The organism is Halopseudomonas sp. MFKK-1, from assembly GCF_027474385.1.
GTDB classification, from domain to species: Bacteria; Pseudomonadota; Gammaproteobacteria; order Pseudomonadales; family Pseudomonadaceae; genus Halopseudomonas; species Halopseudomonas aestusnigri.
The window spans coordinates 3,367,217-3,381,753 of record NZ_CP114836.1 but is presented as its reverse complement, the minus strand read 5'-3'; the positions used below and the strand labels follow the sequence as shown (position 1 = coordinate 3,381,753).

The following is a 14,537-nucleotide window of genomic DNA, read 5'->3' as shown; positions in this document are numbered from 1 at the left end:
CGCTTGTAGCTTCCAGCTGCGGCAGCGAAAGCTGCCTCTCAGCCCAACTGCACCGCCGGCGCCTGCGGACGGTCGATGCTGACCTTCTCGGTGGGCGCCATTACGGTGGCGACACCATCCACAACCTGCTTGCCGTCCTGATTGATCACGCGGGTGGCGATTTTTACCCGGTTCTTTGGCAGTTTTTCCAGCACTTCCAGCTCAATGGTGATGTTGTCGCCCAGGCGTACCGGGCGCAGAAAGCTCAGTTCCTGGCCGATGTAGATGCTGCCCGGCCCCGGCAGTTCGCAGGCAATGGCGGCGGAGATCAGTGCGCCGGAGAACATGCCGTGGGCAATGCGACCCTTGAACGGGGTGGCTGCGGCAAATTCTTCGTCCAGGTGGACCGGGTTGACGTCGCCGGACACCGCAGCGAACAGCAGCAGGTCGCTCTCCTGTACCTGGTGGGCAAGGCTGGCCTTGTCGCCAATGTTGAGTTCGTCGTAAATGCGGTTTTCAAGCTTCTGCATGGCTGCGGCTCCGTTGCACGGGGGTGGGCAGGTGCCGGTCCAGCCAGCCGAGCAAATCGGAGATGACCTCATCCCGATTGATCTCATTGAAGGCTTCGTGCCGGGCACCCGGATAAAGCCGCAATTCTACCTGTGAAAGTCCGGCGGCGTGCAACCGTTGCTGCAGCTTTGCCAGGCCGTTTCCGGCGCTGACGGGGTCGCGCTCGCCGCCCAGTATCAGAATGGGCAGGTCGCGCCGTATCGACGCCAGTTGATCGGCTGTCGCAATACGTCCAAGCGCGTCGAACAGGCGCTGCCAGTAGTGACCACTGAGCACGAACCCGCAAAGCGGGTCAGCTACATAGCGGTCGACCTGAACAGGGTCCCGGCTGAGCCAGTCAAACGCAGTGCGGGGTGCACCGAAGGCGCGGTTGAAGCGACCGAACGAGAGTGTGCTCATGGTGTGTGCGGGCGCATCGGCACCACGCAAGCGGCTTTCCAGTGCTGCCATTACCTGGCCGATACGGCAGAGAATCCGGGGGTTGGCGTTGCTGCCGCTGAGCACTGCCAGATCGACGCAGTCGGAATGGGTGAGCAGCAGGCTTTGGACGACGTAGCTGCCCATGCTGTGCCCGAGCAGGATCAGCGGGTGCTCCGGCGCAGCGTCTCTGGCATGCCTGATCACTTGCAGCAGGTCGTTGGTCAATGCCTCCCAGCCGGCACCGGGGGTAAGTTGCCCACGAGCCAGTTCGGGCGTACTCAGACCGTGACCACGCAGATCCAGCGCCCATACCTTAAGGCCGGTGGCGTTCAGTTGTTCCGCCAGTGCCTGATAGCGTGCGCCGTGTTCGGCCATGCCGTGACAGATGACGACGCTGGCGCGCACTGGCAATGCGCTGGGCCAGTGGTGAATGTTCAGGCGGGCGCCGTCAGGTGCAGTTAACGCTAGGGTGGAGTAGGGCATCGGTCAGTCGTCCTGTGCTTGTTGTTCTTGTTGTTTACGGGCAGTCGCTGCAGGCATGCTAGTGCCCGCGGGAGGAGCGGTATTCACAAATCAAATGAAACACTCCAGCATTTTGTATTTGCGCAAAGCCCTGTTAGCTTTGAGCCACTTTATCAGTAGTGCCAAGAGCTTCAATGCTCAATCGATGCCAACGACTGGCGTCGCCAATATAAGAAACTGCACCACCGGGGAATAGGAGAATAACAATGGATGCGTCCTTCTGGGCTGACAAACGGCCGGCGGGGATTCCCAACGACATCGATCTGACACAGTACAGCTCGATTATCGACGTCTTTGACCAGGCTTGTGTGAAGCACGCCAAGTTGGCAGCCTTCAGCAACATGGGGGTCACCCTGACCTACGCTGACCTGGATCGTCTGTCAGCCGCCTTCGCCAGTTATCTCCAGCAGCACACCGACCTTGAGCCCGGCGACCGTATTGCCGTGCAAATGCCTAACGTGCTGCAGTTCCCGATTGCTGTTTTCGGTGCGATTCGTGCCGGACTGGTGGTGGTCAACACCAATCCGCTCTATACCGCCCGGGAGATGCGTCACCAGTTCCAGGACTCTGGTGCCAAGGCGCTGATCTACATGAACATGTTTGGGCATCTGGTGCAGGAAGTGCTGCCTGATACCGAGATCAAGTACCTGTTTGAGGCGCGCATGGGTGACATGCTGCCCGGTCTCAAGGGCATGCTGGTCAACGCTGCGGTCAAGCACGTTAAAAAGCTGGTCCCGGATTACTCGTTGCCGCAGGCGGTACCGTTCAAGGCAGCACTCAAGCGCAGCAACGGCCGGCGCCCGAGCGGTGTTACCCGCACGCTGGACGACGTGGCAGTGCTGCAATACACCGGCGGCACTACCGGTGTTGCCAAGGGGGCCATGCTGACCCACGGCAACCTGGTGGCCAACATGCTGCAGGTGTACGCCAACATGCAGCAGCTCGACAGCAACGGCCAGAAGATCAACGGTGAGCCTGGCGAGGTGATCATTGCACCGCTGCCGCTGTATCACATCTTTGCTTTCACCGTGAACTGCATGTGCATGATGATCGCCGGGCACCATAACGTGCTGATCACCAATCCGCGCGATATTCCCGGCTTTGTCGCCGAGCTGAAAAAGTGGCAGTTCTCGTCGATTGTCGGCCTCAATACGCTGTTTGTCGCGTTGATGGATCATCCCGAGTTTGAAAAGCTGGATTTCTCTCGCCTTAAAAGTACCGGTTCCGGCGGCACTGCACTGGTCAAGGCCACTGCCGAGCGCTGGCAGAAAAAGACCGGCTGCGTCATTGGTGAAGGCTATGGCCTGACCGAGTGCTCACCCGTTGTGACCTCCAGCCCGGGCGATGGTTTGGCGCGTCTGGGCTCGGTTGGCCTGCCGGCACCGGGGACAGCCCTCAAGGTCATTGATGAAAACGGCAACGAGCTGCCTATCGGCGAGCGTGGCGAGCTGTGCGTCAAAGGCCCGCAGGTAATGAAGGGCTACTGGAATCGCCCGGAAGCGACTGCAGAGGTACTGGATGCCGACGGCTGGTTCCGTACCGGTGACGTGGCGATCATCGACGAAGACGGCTTTGTGTCGATTGTTGACCGCATCAAGGACCTGATCATTGTGTCCGGTTTCAACGTCTATCCCAACGAGATTGAAGACGTGGTGGCTGCCCATCCCAAGGTCGCCAATGCGGCGGCCATCGGCGTGGAAGACGAGAAATCCGGCGAAGCGGTCAAGCTGTTTGTTGTGCCCAGCGACAAGAGCCTGACCGTTGACGAGCTCAAGGCATACTGCCGCGCGAATTTCACCGGGTACAAGGTGCCCAAGCATTACGAGATTCGTGAGTCGCTGCCCATGTCGGCGGTTGGCAAGATTCTGCGTCGCGAGCTGCGCGACCAGTAATCCTCTGCCTGCGAGGGTGACCCGCCGGTCACTCTCGCAGGCGCTCAAAGCCAAGCTTCATGCACCCTGGATGCCTGTCCGGGGTGCTGGTCTGCCTCTGGAAAAGCTGCTAGTCTTCGGGCTCTTTGGCCCCTCGGGTGCGTCAAATAGACGCTTGCCTGGGGGCAGACTGAGTGTCGTGACAAGAGTGCTGAAAGCACCAAAAGACAACCGAACATACGATAAGACAGCAGCAATACCTGTTCAGGAGCCGGCCTACATGCTTGAAAATTTCTGGAAAGACAAATATCCAGCGGGTGTTTCCCCTGAAATCGATCCCGACCAGTACCCCAACGTTCTCGCCGTTCTCAAAGACTCCTGCCAGCGCTTCGCCAACAAGCCTGCCTTTACCAACCTCGGAAAGACACTCACCTACGGTGACCTTTACACTCTCTCGGGTCACTTTGCTGCCTACCTTCAGAAGCACAGCGGCCTGCAGCCGGGCGATCGTATCGCTATCCAGATGCCGAACGTTTTGCAGTATCCGATTGCCGTGTTCGGCGCGATGCGTGCCGGCTATGTGGTAGTCAATACCAACCCGCTTTACACCCCGCGGGAAATGGAACACCAGTTCAACGACTCCGGTGCCAAGGCGCTGATCTGCCTGGCGAACATGGCGCATATGGCAGAAGAAGTAGTGCCCAAGACCGGCGTCAAGCATGTCATCGTCACCGAGCTCGGCGATATGCTGCCTCCGCTCAAGCGCCTGCTGATCAATGCGGCGGTCAAGTACCTCAAGAAGATGGTACCGTCCTACAACATTCCGGGCATGGTCCGCTTCAACGATGCCATGGCCAAGGGACGCAGCCTGAGTCTGGCTGAAGCCAATCCGGCATCGGGTGATATCGCCGTGCTGCAGTACACCGGCGGCACCACTGGCGTTGCCAAGGGCGCGATGCTGACGCACCGCAACCTGGTCGCCAACATGCTGCAGGCCAAGGCACTGATGGGCTCGAACATGATCGATGGCGAAGAAGTCGTGATCTGCCCGTTGCCGCTTTATCACATCTATGCCTTCACCTTCCACTGCATGGCAATGATGGTCAGCGGTAACCATAACGTGCTGATCACCAACCCGCGTGATATCCCGTCCTTTGTGAAGGAGCTGTCCAAGTTCCAGTTCACCGGCTTTGTTGGCCTCAACACCTTGTTCGTTGCTCTGTGTAACGATGCCGCTTTCCGTGCGCTGGATTTCAGCAAGTTCAAGGTCACCCTGTCCGGTGGTATGGCGCTGCAACTGGCTACCGCCGAGCGTTGGAAGCAGGTTACCGGGTGCGATATCTGTGAAGGCTTTGGCATGACCGAAACCAGCCCGGTTGCTACGGTTAACCCGATCAGCAACATCCAGCTGGGCACCATCGGTATTCCAGTACCGTCCACCCTGTGCAAGGTCATCGATGAAGACGGCAACGAGCTGCCGCTGGGTGAGCGTGGCGAGCTGTGCGTCAAGGGCCCGCAGGTAATGAAGGGCTACTGGCAGCGTCAGGAAGCAACCGATGAGATCCTGGACGCCGAAGGCTGGCTGAAAACCGGTGACATTGCGATCATTCAGGAAGACGGCTACTTGCGCATTGTTGACCGCAAGAAGGACATGATTCTGGTATCCGGTTTCAACGTGTACCCGAACGAGCTGGAAGATGTCATGGCGACCCTGCCGGGCGTGGTGCAGTGTGCTGCCATTGGCGTGCCGGACGAGAAATCGGGCGAAGCGATCAAGGTTTTCCTGGTCAAATCTGCCGACTCGACCCTGACCGAGAAAGACGTGATCGCCCATATGCGCAGCAGCCTGACTGCCTACAAGGTGCCCAAGCACGTCGAGTTCCGCGACGCTCTGCCGACCACCAACGTCGGCAAGATCCTGCGCCGCGAACTGCGTGACGAAGAGCTGAAGAAACTCGCCAGCCAGTAAGCTGCACCGGTCGCTTCGATTTTGCGACAATAGAGCCCCGCCCGGCACTGCCGGGCGGGGTTTTTTAATGCCAAGGATCAATCATGTCAGCCAAGCACTCCAATGCACCCGATTTTTCCCAGGTCATGGCCAGCGATCGTCATCGCCTGCAGCAGCAGTTTCAGCGCCTGCCCAAGGACGATCAGGGCAAGGCCGCTGCAGCCTGGCTGGAGCGCTTTAACGCTTCAAGCGAGAAGGTGGCCGAGCGCGCCCGGCTGATCCCGAAGATCATTTACCCGGACGCGCTGCCTATTGCCGACAAGCGTGAGCAGATCAAGGCCGCTATTGCCGACAATCAGGTGGTGGTGATCGCCGGCGAGACCGGCTCAGGCAAGACCACCCAGTTGCCGAAGATCTGTCTGGAACTGGGGCGCGGCACCCACGGTGTGATCGGCCATACCCAGCCGCGGCGACTGGCTGCGCGCAGCGTGGCATCGCGGATTGCGGAAGAGCTGGGCACGCCGCTGGGTGAGCTGGTCGGCTATCAGGTGCGCTTTACCGATCAGACCTCAGAGCGCTCGCTGATCAAGCTGATGACCGACGGCATTCTGCTGGCCGAAACCCAGAATGACCGTTACCTCACCCGCTATGACACCTTGATCATCGACGAGGCGCACGAGCGCAGCCTCAATATCGATTTCCTGCTGGGTTACCTCAAGACCATCCTGGCCAAGCGGCCTGATCTGAAGGTGATCATCACCTCGGCAACCATTGATCTTGAGCGGTTCTCGGCCCATTTCGACAATGCGCCGGTGATTGAAGTGTCCGGTCGTACCTACCCGGTGGATGTCTGGTATCGGGCGCTCAGCGCCGAACGGGACGAAGAGGGCAACACGGTCGAGGAAGACCTCAGCATCGACCAGGGCATCGTTGCCGCGCTGACCGAGATTCAGCAGTTTGAGCGCAGTCAGGGCAAGTCGCCGGGTGACGTGCTGGTGTTTCTGCCGGGCGAGCGGGAGATTCGCGATACCGCCGAGTACCTGCGCAAGGCCAACCTGAAGCACACCGAGATTCTGCCGTTGTATGCGCGGCTGTCGGCTGCCGAACAGCAGAAGATTTTTTCCTCCCATGCCGGGCGGCGTGTGGTGCTGGCAACCAACGTGGCGGAAACCTCGCTGACGGTGCCGGGCATCGTTTATGTGATTGACCCGGGCGAGGCGCGCATCAGCCGCTACAGTCCGCGCTCCAAGGTGCAGCGGCTGCCGGTGGAAGCTGTCTCGCAGGCCAGTGCCAACCAGCGCAAGGGCCGGTGCGGCCGGGTTGCCCCCGGTATCTGTGTGCGGCTGTTCAGCGAGGAAGACTTCCTCGCTCGCCCGGAGTTCACCGACCCTGAGATTCGCCGCACCAACCTGGCCTCGGTCATTCTGCAGATGCTGCATCTGCGCCTTGGCCGCATCGAGGATTTCCCGTTTATCGAGCCGCCGGATGGCCGGGCCATCAGCGACGGTTTCACCTTGCTGCAGGAACTGGGCGCGGTTGATCGCAGCGGCGCAATGACTGATATCGGTCGCCAGCTGGCGCGCCTGCCGGTTGATCCGCGCATTGGTCGGATGTTGCTGGAAGGGGCTCGTCAGGGCTGCCTGGCCGAGCTGGCGGTGATTGCCAGCGCGCTGGCTGTGCAGGATCCGCGCGAACGTCCGCTGGAAAAGCAGCAGGCAGCCGATCAGGCCCATGCCCAGTGGAACGAGGAGGGCTCGGACTTTGCCGCCTTCCTGAATCTGTGGAACGGTTTTGAGAGCCAGCGTCAGGCACTGACCCAAAGCCAGCTGCGCAGCTGGTGCCGTCGCAATTTCCTGAATTATCTGCGTCTGCGTGAGTGGCGCGAAACCCATCGGCAGATTCGTCTCACCTGCCGCGACATGGGACTGGAAGAAAACAAACAGCCTGCGTCCGGCGAGCCGATACACAAGGCGCTGCTCGCGGGTCTGCTCAGCCACCTCGGCAACAAGACCGAGGAGGGCGATTATCTCGGCGCACGGCAACGCCGCTTCCTGCTGCATCCGTCCTCGGGTCTGGCGAAGAAAAAGCCGGCCTGGGTGATGGTCGCCGAGCTGACCGAAACCCGCCGTCTGTATGGTCGGCTGGCGGCAAAGATTGATCCGGTGTGGGTCGAGCCGCTGGCGGCGCACCTGGTCAAGACCAGCCACAGTGAACCGCACTGGGAGAAAAAGCGCGGTCAGGTCGTGGCCTTTGAGCAGGTCTCGCTGTACGGCCTGATCATCGTGCCAAAGCGCAAGGTGCACTTCGGCCCGATTGATCCGGTTGTCTCGCGCGAACTGTTTATTCGCCAGGCGCTGGTGGCAGGCGAGTGGCACGGCAGGGCGGCCTTCAACAAGGCCAACCAGCAGTTGCTCAGCCAGCTGGATGAACTGGAAGCCAAGGCACGCAAGCGCGATATCGTGGTGGACGAGGAAACGCTTTACCGCTTCTTTGATCAGCGCATCCCCGAGAACATCTACCAGCTGGCGAGTTTCGAGCGCTGGCTCAAGCGCAGCAGCGAGACCGATCCCAAGCTGCTGCACATGACCCGCGATGACCTGCTGCAGCGCGAGGCCAATGATGTCAGCGCCGATCTGTACCCGGATCTGCTGCGCTGGGAGAGTGTGGCACTGCCGCTCAGCTATCACTTCGAGCCGGGCCATCCGGCAGATGGCGTGACCGTGCGTATTCCTGCTTCGCTGCTGCGGCGTATCGACCCGCAGCGGCTCGACTGGCTGGTGCCCGGGCTGTTGTTCGACAAGTGCGTGGCGCTGGTGCGTGGTTTGCCAAAGGCCATTCGTAAGAACTTTGTCCCGGTGCCGGACTTTGTCCGCGCCGCGCTGGAGCGCATGCCGTTTGCCGACGGCAGCCTGACCCAGGCGCTCGGCCGCGAGCTGACGCGCATGACCGGTGTGCGGCTGGATGACGATGCCTGGGCTGATGTGGAGCTGGAAGACCATCTGCGCATGCGTATCGAGGTGGTCGATGCGGTCGGTAAGCCGATCTGTGCCGGCCGCGATTACAGCGCGTTGTGCGCCCAGATTGACGGTCTGCCGCTGCAGGCCGCGATGCCAGTTGCTGAAGACAAGCCCAAGGCGCCCGCCCAGGTGCCCGGCAGCTATGCGTTGCCGGAAACCCTGGTGCGCAAGCAGGCGGGTATTGCCGTCAACTTCCATCCCGCCTGGGTGGAGCAGGGCGAGGACGTGGTCGAACAACTGTTTGATGTGCCGCAGGTCGCGTTGCGTGAGCATCGATTTGGCATTCAGCGCCTGCTGCTGCAAAGTCCTCAGTTGAACGAGCAGGCGCGTTACCTGCGCCAGAAGCTGACCACCCTCAAGGACGCAGCCATCTACTACCGTGACCTGGGCACCCAGAAGCAGTTGACCGATGATGTGCTGCTGGGCGCGATTGATCGGGTGTTTTTGCCTGCCGGGGCACCATTGCCCCGCGATGCCGAGACGTTGGCTGCGCTGATCGAGGCCGGCCGCGGCGACTGGGTGCCGGCGTGCGAGCAGCTGGCGAGTCAGGTGCTGGCGATCCTCAAGCAGTGGCACGGGCTGCGCAAGCGCTTCAAGGGTAAGGTCGAACTGGCCCACGCGCTGGCCATGAACGATGTTCGCGAGCAACTGTCTGAACTGGTCTTCCCGGGCTTTGCGCGGCAGGTGCCGGGCGAATGGCTGAGCCAGTACCCGCGGTATCTGAGTGCGATCGAGCAGCGCCTCGACAAACTGCCGGGTCAGGTGCCGCGTGATCGCGCCTGGACCGATGAGCTGCAAGGTTACTGGCAGCAATACAAGGCCTTGAGTGAGCGCTTCCAGCGCGAAGGTCGCTGGGACCCGAGACTGGAAGAATGGCGCTGGATGCTGGAGGAGTATCGGGTGTCGCTGTTTGCCCAGCAGCTTGGCACGCGGATGCCGGTCTCGGGCAAGCGGCTGGCAAAACTGTGGCGGGAAATAACCGCCTGACAGCACGGCTGACAATGCACGGCGTGACGGGGTGACTGGAGTGATCGAGCCTATTCGGGTGGCAAGTGACAACGGCGGCCAATTGCAGCTGCAGCGCCTGGGCGCAGCGCCAACGTCGGGGCCTGTGGTCCTGTTGCTGCATGGTGCCATGTCCGACAGTCGGGTATTTTTGCCTGCCGAACACGGGCTGGCCCGTTATCTTGCGGAGCAGGGCTGCTGCGTTTACGTAGCCGATCTGCGCGGCCACGGTGACAGTCAGCCCGCGCTCGGTGGGCCGCAGCCGATTCGCATGTGGGACCTGTTGCAGGCCGATATTCCGGCCCTGCTTGAATGGCTGCGCTCCGAACACCCCGATCAGCGGCTGTTTGTCGTCAGCCACGGCTGGGGTGGCGTGTGGCTGGCGGCAGCGTTGATCCGCAAGCCCCAGTTGCTGGCCTCGATCTGCGGGCTGGTGCAGCTCGGCGTGCGCCGTCGAGCGCTGGCCGGTGGCCGTTTTACCCGCTTTGCCCGGCGCTGTATCTGGGGGGCGTTGGCGTCTGTTGCCGGTCGGTTCAAGGGGCGCATCCCGGCCTGCTCAATGGGACTGGGCAGTCACGATGAGAGCGTCGATGTTCACACCGTTTGCCTGGCCTGGGAGCGCGGCGAATGGCGTGATCTTGAGGATGGTTTCGACTATGCTAGCGCCTTGAAGAGTCTGGCGTGGCCCCCCAGCCTGTATCTGGCTGGCGATCGTGATCGCGTGTTGGGGCACATGCAGGATGTCAGACGGTTTGCCCACGAGTTGGGCAGACATGATGCACAGGTAATCTTGCTGGAAAAGGGCCGGGGTTGCTCGCGCCATTACGGGCACACCGATCTGCTCACCCATCCGCAGGCAGAGCAGGATCATTTCCCGCTGATTGCCGACTGGCTGGCTCAGCGCCAGCAACCTACGCACACACAAGAGCTGTTCCCTCGCTGTAGCGCAGCGGACGTTGAGGGAGCGGCGTACATTACATGAGAAGAGGACCGACCGTGCACAGAGTCGTGATCAGCGGAACAGGTTTGTTTACCCCGTCCGAGAGCATCAGCAATGAAGAGCTGGTTGCCAGTTACAATGCCTACGTAGAGCGTTTCAACGCTGAGAATGCCGCAGCTATCGAAGCCGGTAGCGTTGAACCCCTGGCGTGCTCCAGTACCGAGTTTATCGAGAAGGCATCGGGCATCAAGGCTCGCTATGTCATTAACAAGAGCGGCATCCTGGACGTGGATCGCATGGTCCCTTCCATTCCCGAGCGCAGCGACGACGAACAATCGCTGCTGTGCGAGATGGCCGTGAAGGCTGCCCATCAGGCGCTTGAAGCTGCTGGTCGCACACCGGCTGATATCGATGGCGTCATCGTTGCCTGCTCCAACCTGCCGCGCGCCTATCCGGCACTGTCGGTTGAGGTGCAGGAAGCACTGGGCATCGAGGGTTTCGGGTTCGACATGAATGTGGCCTGCTCCTCGGCCACCTTCGGTATTCAGAATGCAGCCAATACCGTTGCCCTCGGTCAGGCCCGCGCCGTGCTGATGGTCAACCCTGAAGTCTGTACCGGCCACATGAGTTTCCGCGATCGCGACAGCCATTTCATCTTTGGTGATGCCTGCACCGCGGTGGTTATCGAGCGCGCCGAAGATGCGGTCTGCGAACACCCTTACGAGATCCTTGGCACCAAGCTGCTGACCAAGTTCTCCAACAACATCCGCAACAACTTCGGCTTCCTCAACCGCTGTGACGAGTCCGGCATCGGCGCGCGCGACAAGCTGTTCATGCAGAACGGTCGCAAGGTGTTTCGCGACGTATGCCCGATGGTCGCCGAACTGATCGGTGAGCACCTGACCGAAACCGGTCTCGCTGTTGCCGACGTCAAGCGCTTCTGGCTGCACCAGGCCAACCTCAACATGAACATGCTGATCGCCCGCAAGCTGCTCGGTCGTGACCCCAGCGTAGAAGAAGCGCCAGTGGTGCTTGACCAGTACGCGAATACCAGTTCTGCCGGTTCGATCATCGCGTTCCACCAGCACCAGGCTGACCTGCCGGTCGGCAGCCACGGCGTGATCTGCTCCTTCGGCGCGGGTTACTCCATCGGTAGCGTCATCGTCCGCAAGGGCTGATCCGTGTGACCGACGAGCAGGATCTGATTCAGCGCCTGCTCGCCGGAGAACAGGGCGCGTACCGTCAGCTGGTATCCACTTACCAGGGGGCCATGCGGGCGGTCGCGACGGCGATTGTCGGAATCGCCAATGCCGAAGAAGTGGTGCAGGAAAGCTGGCTTGCGGTCGTGCGCAACCTCAACGGGTTTGCCGCGCGCTCAAGTCTCAAGACCTGGCTGCTTACCATCACCGCCAACACCGCAAAGTCGCGCCTGCGCAAACAGCGTCGCGAGGTCCTGCTCGACGACCTGACCGGGCCGCATGGCTCCATCGACGACCGACGCTTTGCATCTGACGGGCACTGGGCCGGGGAGCTGCCGCTCTGGCACAGCGACTCACCCGAAGCATTGCTTGACGAGCAGGCATTGCGTGACTGCCTCGAACATACCCTGAACTCGCTCTCCGAGCTGCAGCGCAGTGTGTTGCTGCTGCGTGAACGGCAGGGGCTCGAATTAACCGACATTTGTAACCTGCTGGACATCTCGCACTCCAATGTCAGGGTGCTGCTGCATCGCGCCCGTCTGAGTGTATTTGCGACGCTGGAGCATTTTGAGGTAACGGGCGAATGTTGACGTGCAAGGAGCTGGTTGGGCGGTCAAGCGATCTGCTGGATGGCGAGCTGAAGTTCAAGCAGCGCCTGGCGGTTGCGGCGCATCTGGCTGTCTGTCTGCGTTGCCGACGGTTCATTCGCCAGCTGCGGCTTAGTCAGCGGGTCATCCGCCAGCTGCCAGACGCCGATGTGGCGGAGCTGGACGCGTTGATCAAGGCAATGCAGGCGGTTCGCCGCGACCATCACTGACTCGTCAATCAGCGCTCGTACGTTTCAGACGGGTGTCGGCCGCGTCATCCTCGACTGCTCTGAACCCCTCTATCTCGATGCTTTCAAGGTAAAGCTGTTTCCGTCTTCCTGGCGGATGTGCTGCGTACGGAAAAAGTTCCCCTGTCATCGAATGTTCATGTCCGCGCAACTGATCTGAAATATGGCGCTGCCAGTATTCCCTCCAACACCGGGCGCCGCCCCATCCGGCGAGCCCCAATGTGTTGTTTCACTGTCAACGCAAAACATAACTGAGGGAAGACTCAATGACTCTGCGCAAGCACTTCGCTGGATTCGCCGTAACCGCACTGGCTGCCGCCATTCCGGCAGTCGCCATGGCCGATGTAAGCATCTACGGCCGCGCCCACGTATCCGTCGATTTCCTGGATGACGGTGCGGACTACTCCGAAACCAACCTGTCCAGCAACTCTTCCCGTCTGGGCTTCAAGGGCGACCACGAGATCAACCCGAACCTGACTGCCTTCTTCCAGATTGAGCAGCAGATCGACTTCGGTACCGACAACGGCAGCTCCTTCAACACCCGCGATACCTTCGTCGGTCTGAAAGGCAACTTTGGTTCCGCTCGCATGGGTCGTTTCGACAGCCCCTTCAAAGCAGCTCGCGGCCCGGCCAACCTGTTCGGCGATCAGGTCGGCGACATGCGCAACCTGACCCGCGTTGGCAACGCCCGCTTCGACGAGCGTTATGACAACACTCTGGAATACACCACGCCGGACATGAACGGCTTCTTCGCCAAACTGGGCTACTCCGTTCAGGAAAGCACCGTCAATGAAGACGACACCGACGACAGCGTGATCAGCGGCTCCCTGAACTATGCTGGTGACGCCCTGGAAGCGGCTTTGGCGTACGAAGCTGCCGACGAAGACACCGGCCGTGGCGAGCGCGACGGTATCCGTGCTGCCGCTGCCTACAAGATCACTGACGGCTTCAAACTGGTTGGTTTCTACCAGACTGTCGACTACACCAACCCGGCAGCGACTCAAGCTGTTCAGGACGCACTGACCTCCGACACTTACGGTCTGGGTGGCGAGCTGAAAGTCGGTTCCGCTACTGCGCTGAAAGCCATGTGGCTGACCCGCGACTCCGATGCCGACAACTTTGACAGCGACATGCTGGCTGTAGGTATCGAGCACAAGCTGGACAAGGCTGTTCGTGTCTACGCCAACTACGCCATGGTTGAAAATGACGAGAACGTTGCTCTGACTCCCTGGAGCCAGGCACGTACCGCCAACCCGGCTGGTGCACTGGGCGAAGACGCAACCGGCTTCTCGGTAGGCCTGCGTTACGACTTCTGATCCCGTCATCTGACAGGATTGAAGTACCCCAAAGCCGGACTGTTTGAGAAAACAGTCCGGCTTTGTCATTAAAGTGAAACCCTGCAGTCTTAATCTCGTCGCCAGGTGGTCATAAAGTGTGATCACGACCGGATCTCAATGTTCACTTGTGCCAGGAGTTCTATCCCATGCGTCAACTGCTCTGTCTCGCCGCCGCCGCGCTGCTGTCCGCTTGCGCCCAGCAGGCTCCCGTCAAACTGTACTCAGGCGCCGAACAGCCTGCTTCGCAGGTCCTGGTTGTTGAAATGCCCAACACCCTTGAGGTCCTCAATATCAACGGTCAGCCTGCGCCGGAAGCCAATCGTATGGTCGGCAACAACCTGCGTCAGCTGGAGCTGCAGCCGGGCAAGTACCGCATCAATGCGTACTTTGAAAACGGCTACGATGTGGGCGGCGGTCTGAGCCACGAAATCGTCCGTACCCGCAGCGCGACCTTCACCATCGACGGTCAGGCCGGCGAGTTATGGCGCATTGAGTTCGATGAGCCGGGCAACCTGAAGCAGGCTCAGGAAATGGAAAATAACTTCGAAGGCGTTGCCGTCAACACCCGCACCGGCGAGCGTGTTGTCAGCGAACCGGGTCCGCGTTATGTGTCGCTGCTGGGCGAAATGTTCGGTTCTGGCACCATGGTCGCCACCCGGGATCACGGTATCGCTCCGATTGGCGCGGCTCCCCAGGCTACCGCGCAAGTGCCGATGGCCGTGCCGACTCCGTCGCAGGCTGCTGCGCCAGCCCAGACGCTGCCGCATGACGCATCGACCCTTGCTACCTTGAAGCAGATCTACCTGATGCTCAGCCCGGAAAGCCGTGACGCCTTCCTCGAATGGGCCGCTCAGTAATCGAGTAACACCCCGTAGGCTTGTGTGCTGCACCTTA

At 60.6% G+C, this 14,537-nt stretch carries 11 protein-coding genes; 9 read left to right on the top strand and 2 right to left on the bottom strand.

Translation table 11 applies throughout. The features are described from left to right. Positions 1-38 precede the first annotated feature (38 nt). On the bottom strand, positions 39-509 hold the full coding sequence (locus tag O5O48_RS15640; protein ID WP_088275118.1) for a MaoC/PaaZ C-terminal domain-containing protein: 471 nt from the start codon (positions 507-509) through the stop codon (positions 39-41). Further along, the gene (locus O5O48_RS15635; protein ID WP_269687552.1) at positions 496-1,452 is read right to left on the bottom strand and encodes an alpha/beta fold hydrolase; all 957 of its coding nucleotides are present in this window, start codon (positions 1,450-1,452) and stop codon (positions 496-498) included. The genes O5O48_RS15640 and O5O48_RS15635 overlap by 14 nt, the downstream gene beginning before the upstream one ends. 245 nt (positions 1,453-1,697) lie before the next feature. On the opposite strand from O5O48_RS15635, the gene O5O48_RS15630 reads away from it, so the two are divergent. The 9 genes from O5O48_RS15630 to O5O48_RS15590 all read left to right on the top strand — a co-directional run bounded on the left by O5O48_RS15630 (position 1,698) and on the right by O5O48_RS15590 (position 14,500). After that, positions 1,698-3,383: a long-chain-fatty-acid--CoA ligase gene (locus tag O5O48_RS15630; RefSeq protein ID WP_269687551.1), complete on the top strand. Its 1,686-nt coding sequence runs from the start codon at positions 1,698-1,700 to the stop codon at positions 3,381-3,383. Between the two features lie 259 nt (positions 3,384-3,642). Next, a complete protein-coding gene (gene fadD1, locus O5O48_RS15625; protein WP_269687550.1) occupies positions 3,643-5,331 on the top strand; it encodes a long-chain-fatty-acid--CoA ligase FadD1 in 1,689 nt (562 codons plus the stop codon). Between the two features lie 83 nt (positions 5,332-5,414). After that, entirely contained in the window at positions 5,415-9,314 is a 3,900-nt protein-coding gene (gene hrpA / locus O5O48_RS15620; protein ID WP_269687549.1) for an ATP-dependent RNA helicase HrpA, read from the top strand. Positions 9,315-9,354: 40 nt separating this feature from the next. Beyond that, positions 9,355-10,314, top strand: coding sequence for an alpha/beta fold hydrolase (locus tag O5O48_RS15615; RefSeq protein ID WP_269687548.1), 960 nt, complete (start codon positions 9,355-9,357; stop codon positions 10,312-10,314). 14 nt (positions 10,315-10,328) lie between these two features. Beyond that, entirely contained in the window at positions 10,329-11,450 is a 1,122-nt protein-coding gene (locus O5O48_RS15610; RefSeq protein WP_088275107.1) for a beta-ketoacyl-ACP synthase III, read from the top strand. Next, positions 11,450-12,061 (top strand): RNA polymerase sigma factor, encoded by a 612-nt coding sequence (locus tag O5O48_RS15605; protein WP_088275105.1) that lies wholly within the window; start codon positions 11,450-11,452, stop codon positions 12,059-12,061. The genes O5O48_RS15610 and O5O48_RS15605 overlap by 1 nt, the downstream gene beginning before the upstream one ends. After that, entirely contained in the window at positions 12,055-12,288 is a 234-nt protein-coding gene (locus O5O48_RS15600) for an anti-sigma factor family protein (RefSeq protein ID WP_269687547.1), read from the top strand. The genes O5O48_RS15605 and O5O48_RS15600 overlap by 7 nt, the downstream gene beginning before the upstream one ends. A 284-nt stretch (positions 12,289-12,572) precedes the next feature. Then, a complete protein-coding gene (locus tag O5O48_RS15595) occupies positions 12,573-13,622 on the top strand; it encodes a porin (protein WP_233049525.1) in 1,050 nt (349 codons plus the stop codon). Positions 13,623-13,789: 167 nt separating this feature from the next. Beyond that, positions 13,790-14,500, top strand: coding sequence for a DUF2057 family protein (locus O5O48_RS15590; RefSeq protein ID WP_269687546.1), 711 nt, complete (start codon positions 13,790-13,792; stop codon positions 14,498-14,500). Positions 14,501-14,537: the final 37 nt, after the last annotated feature.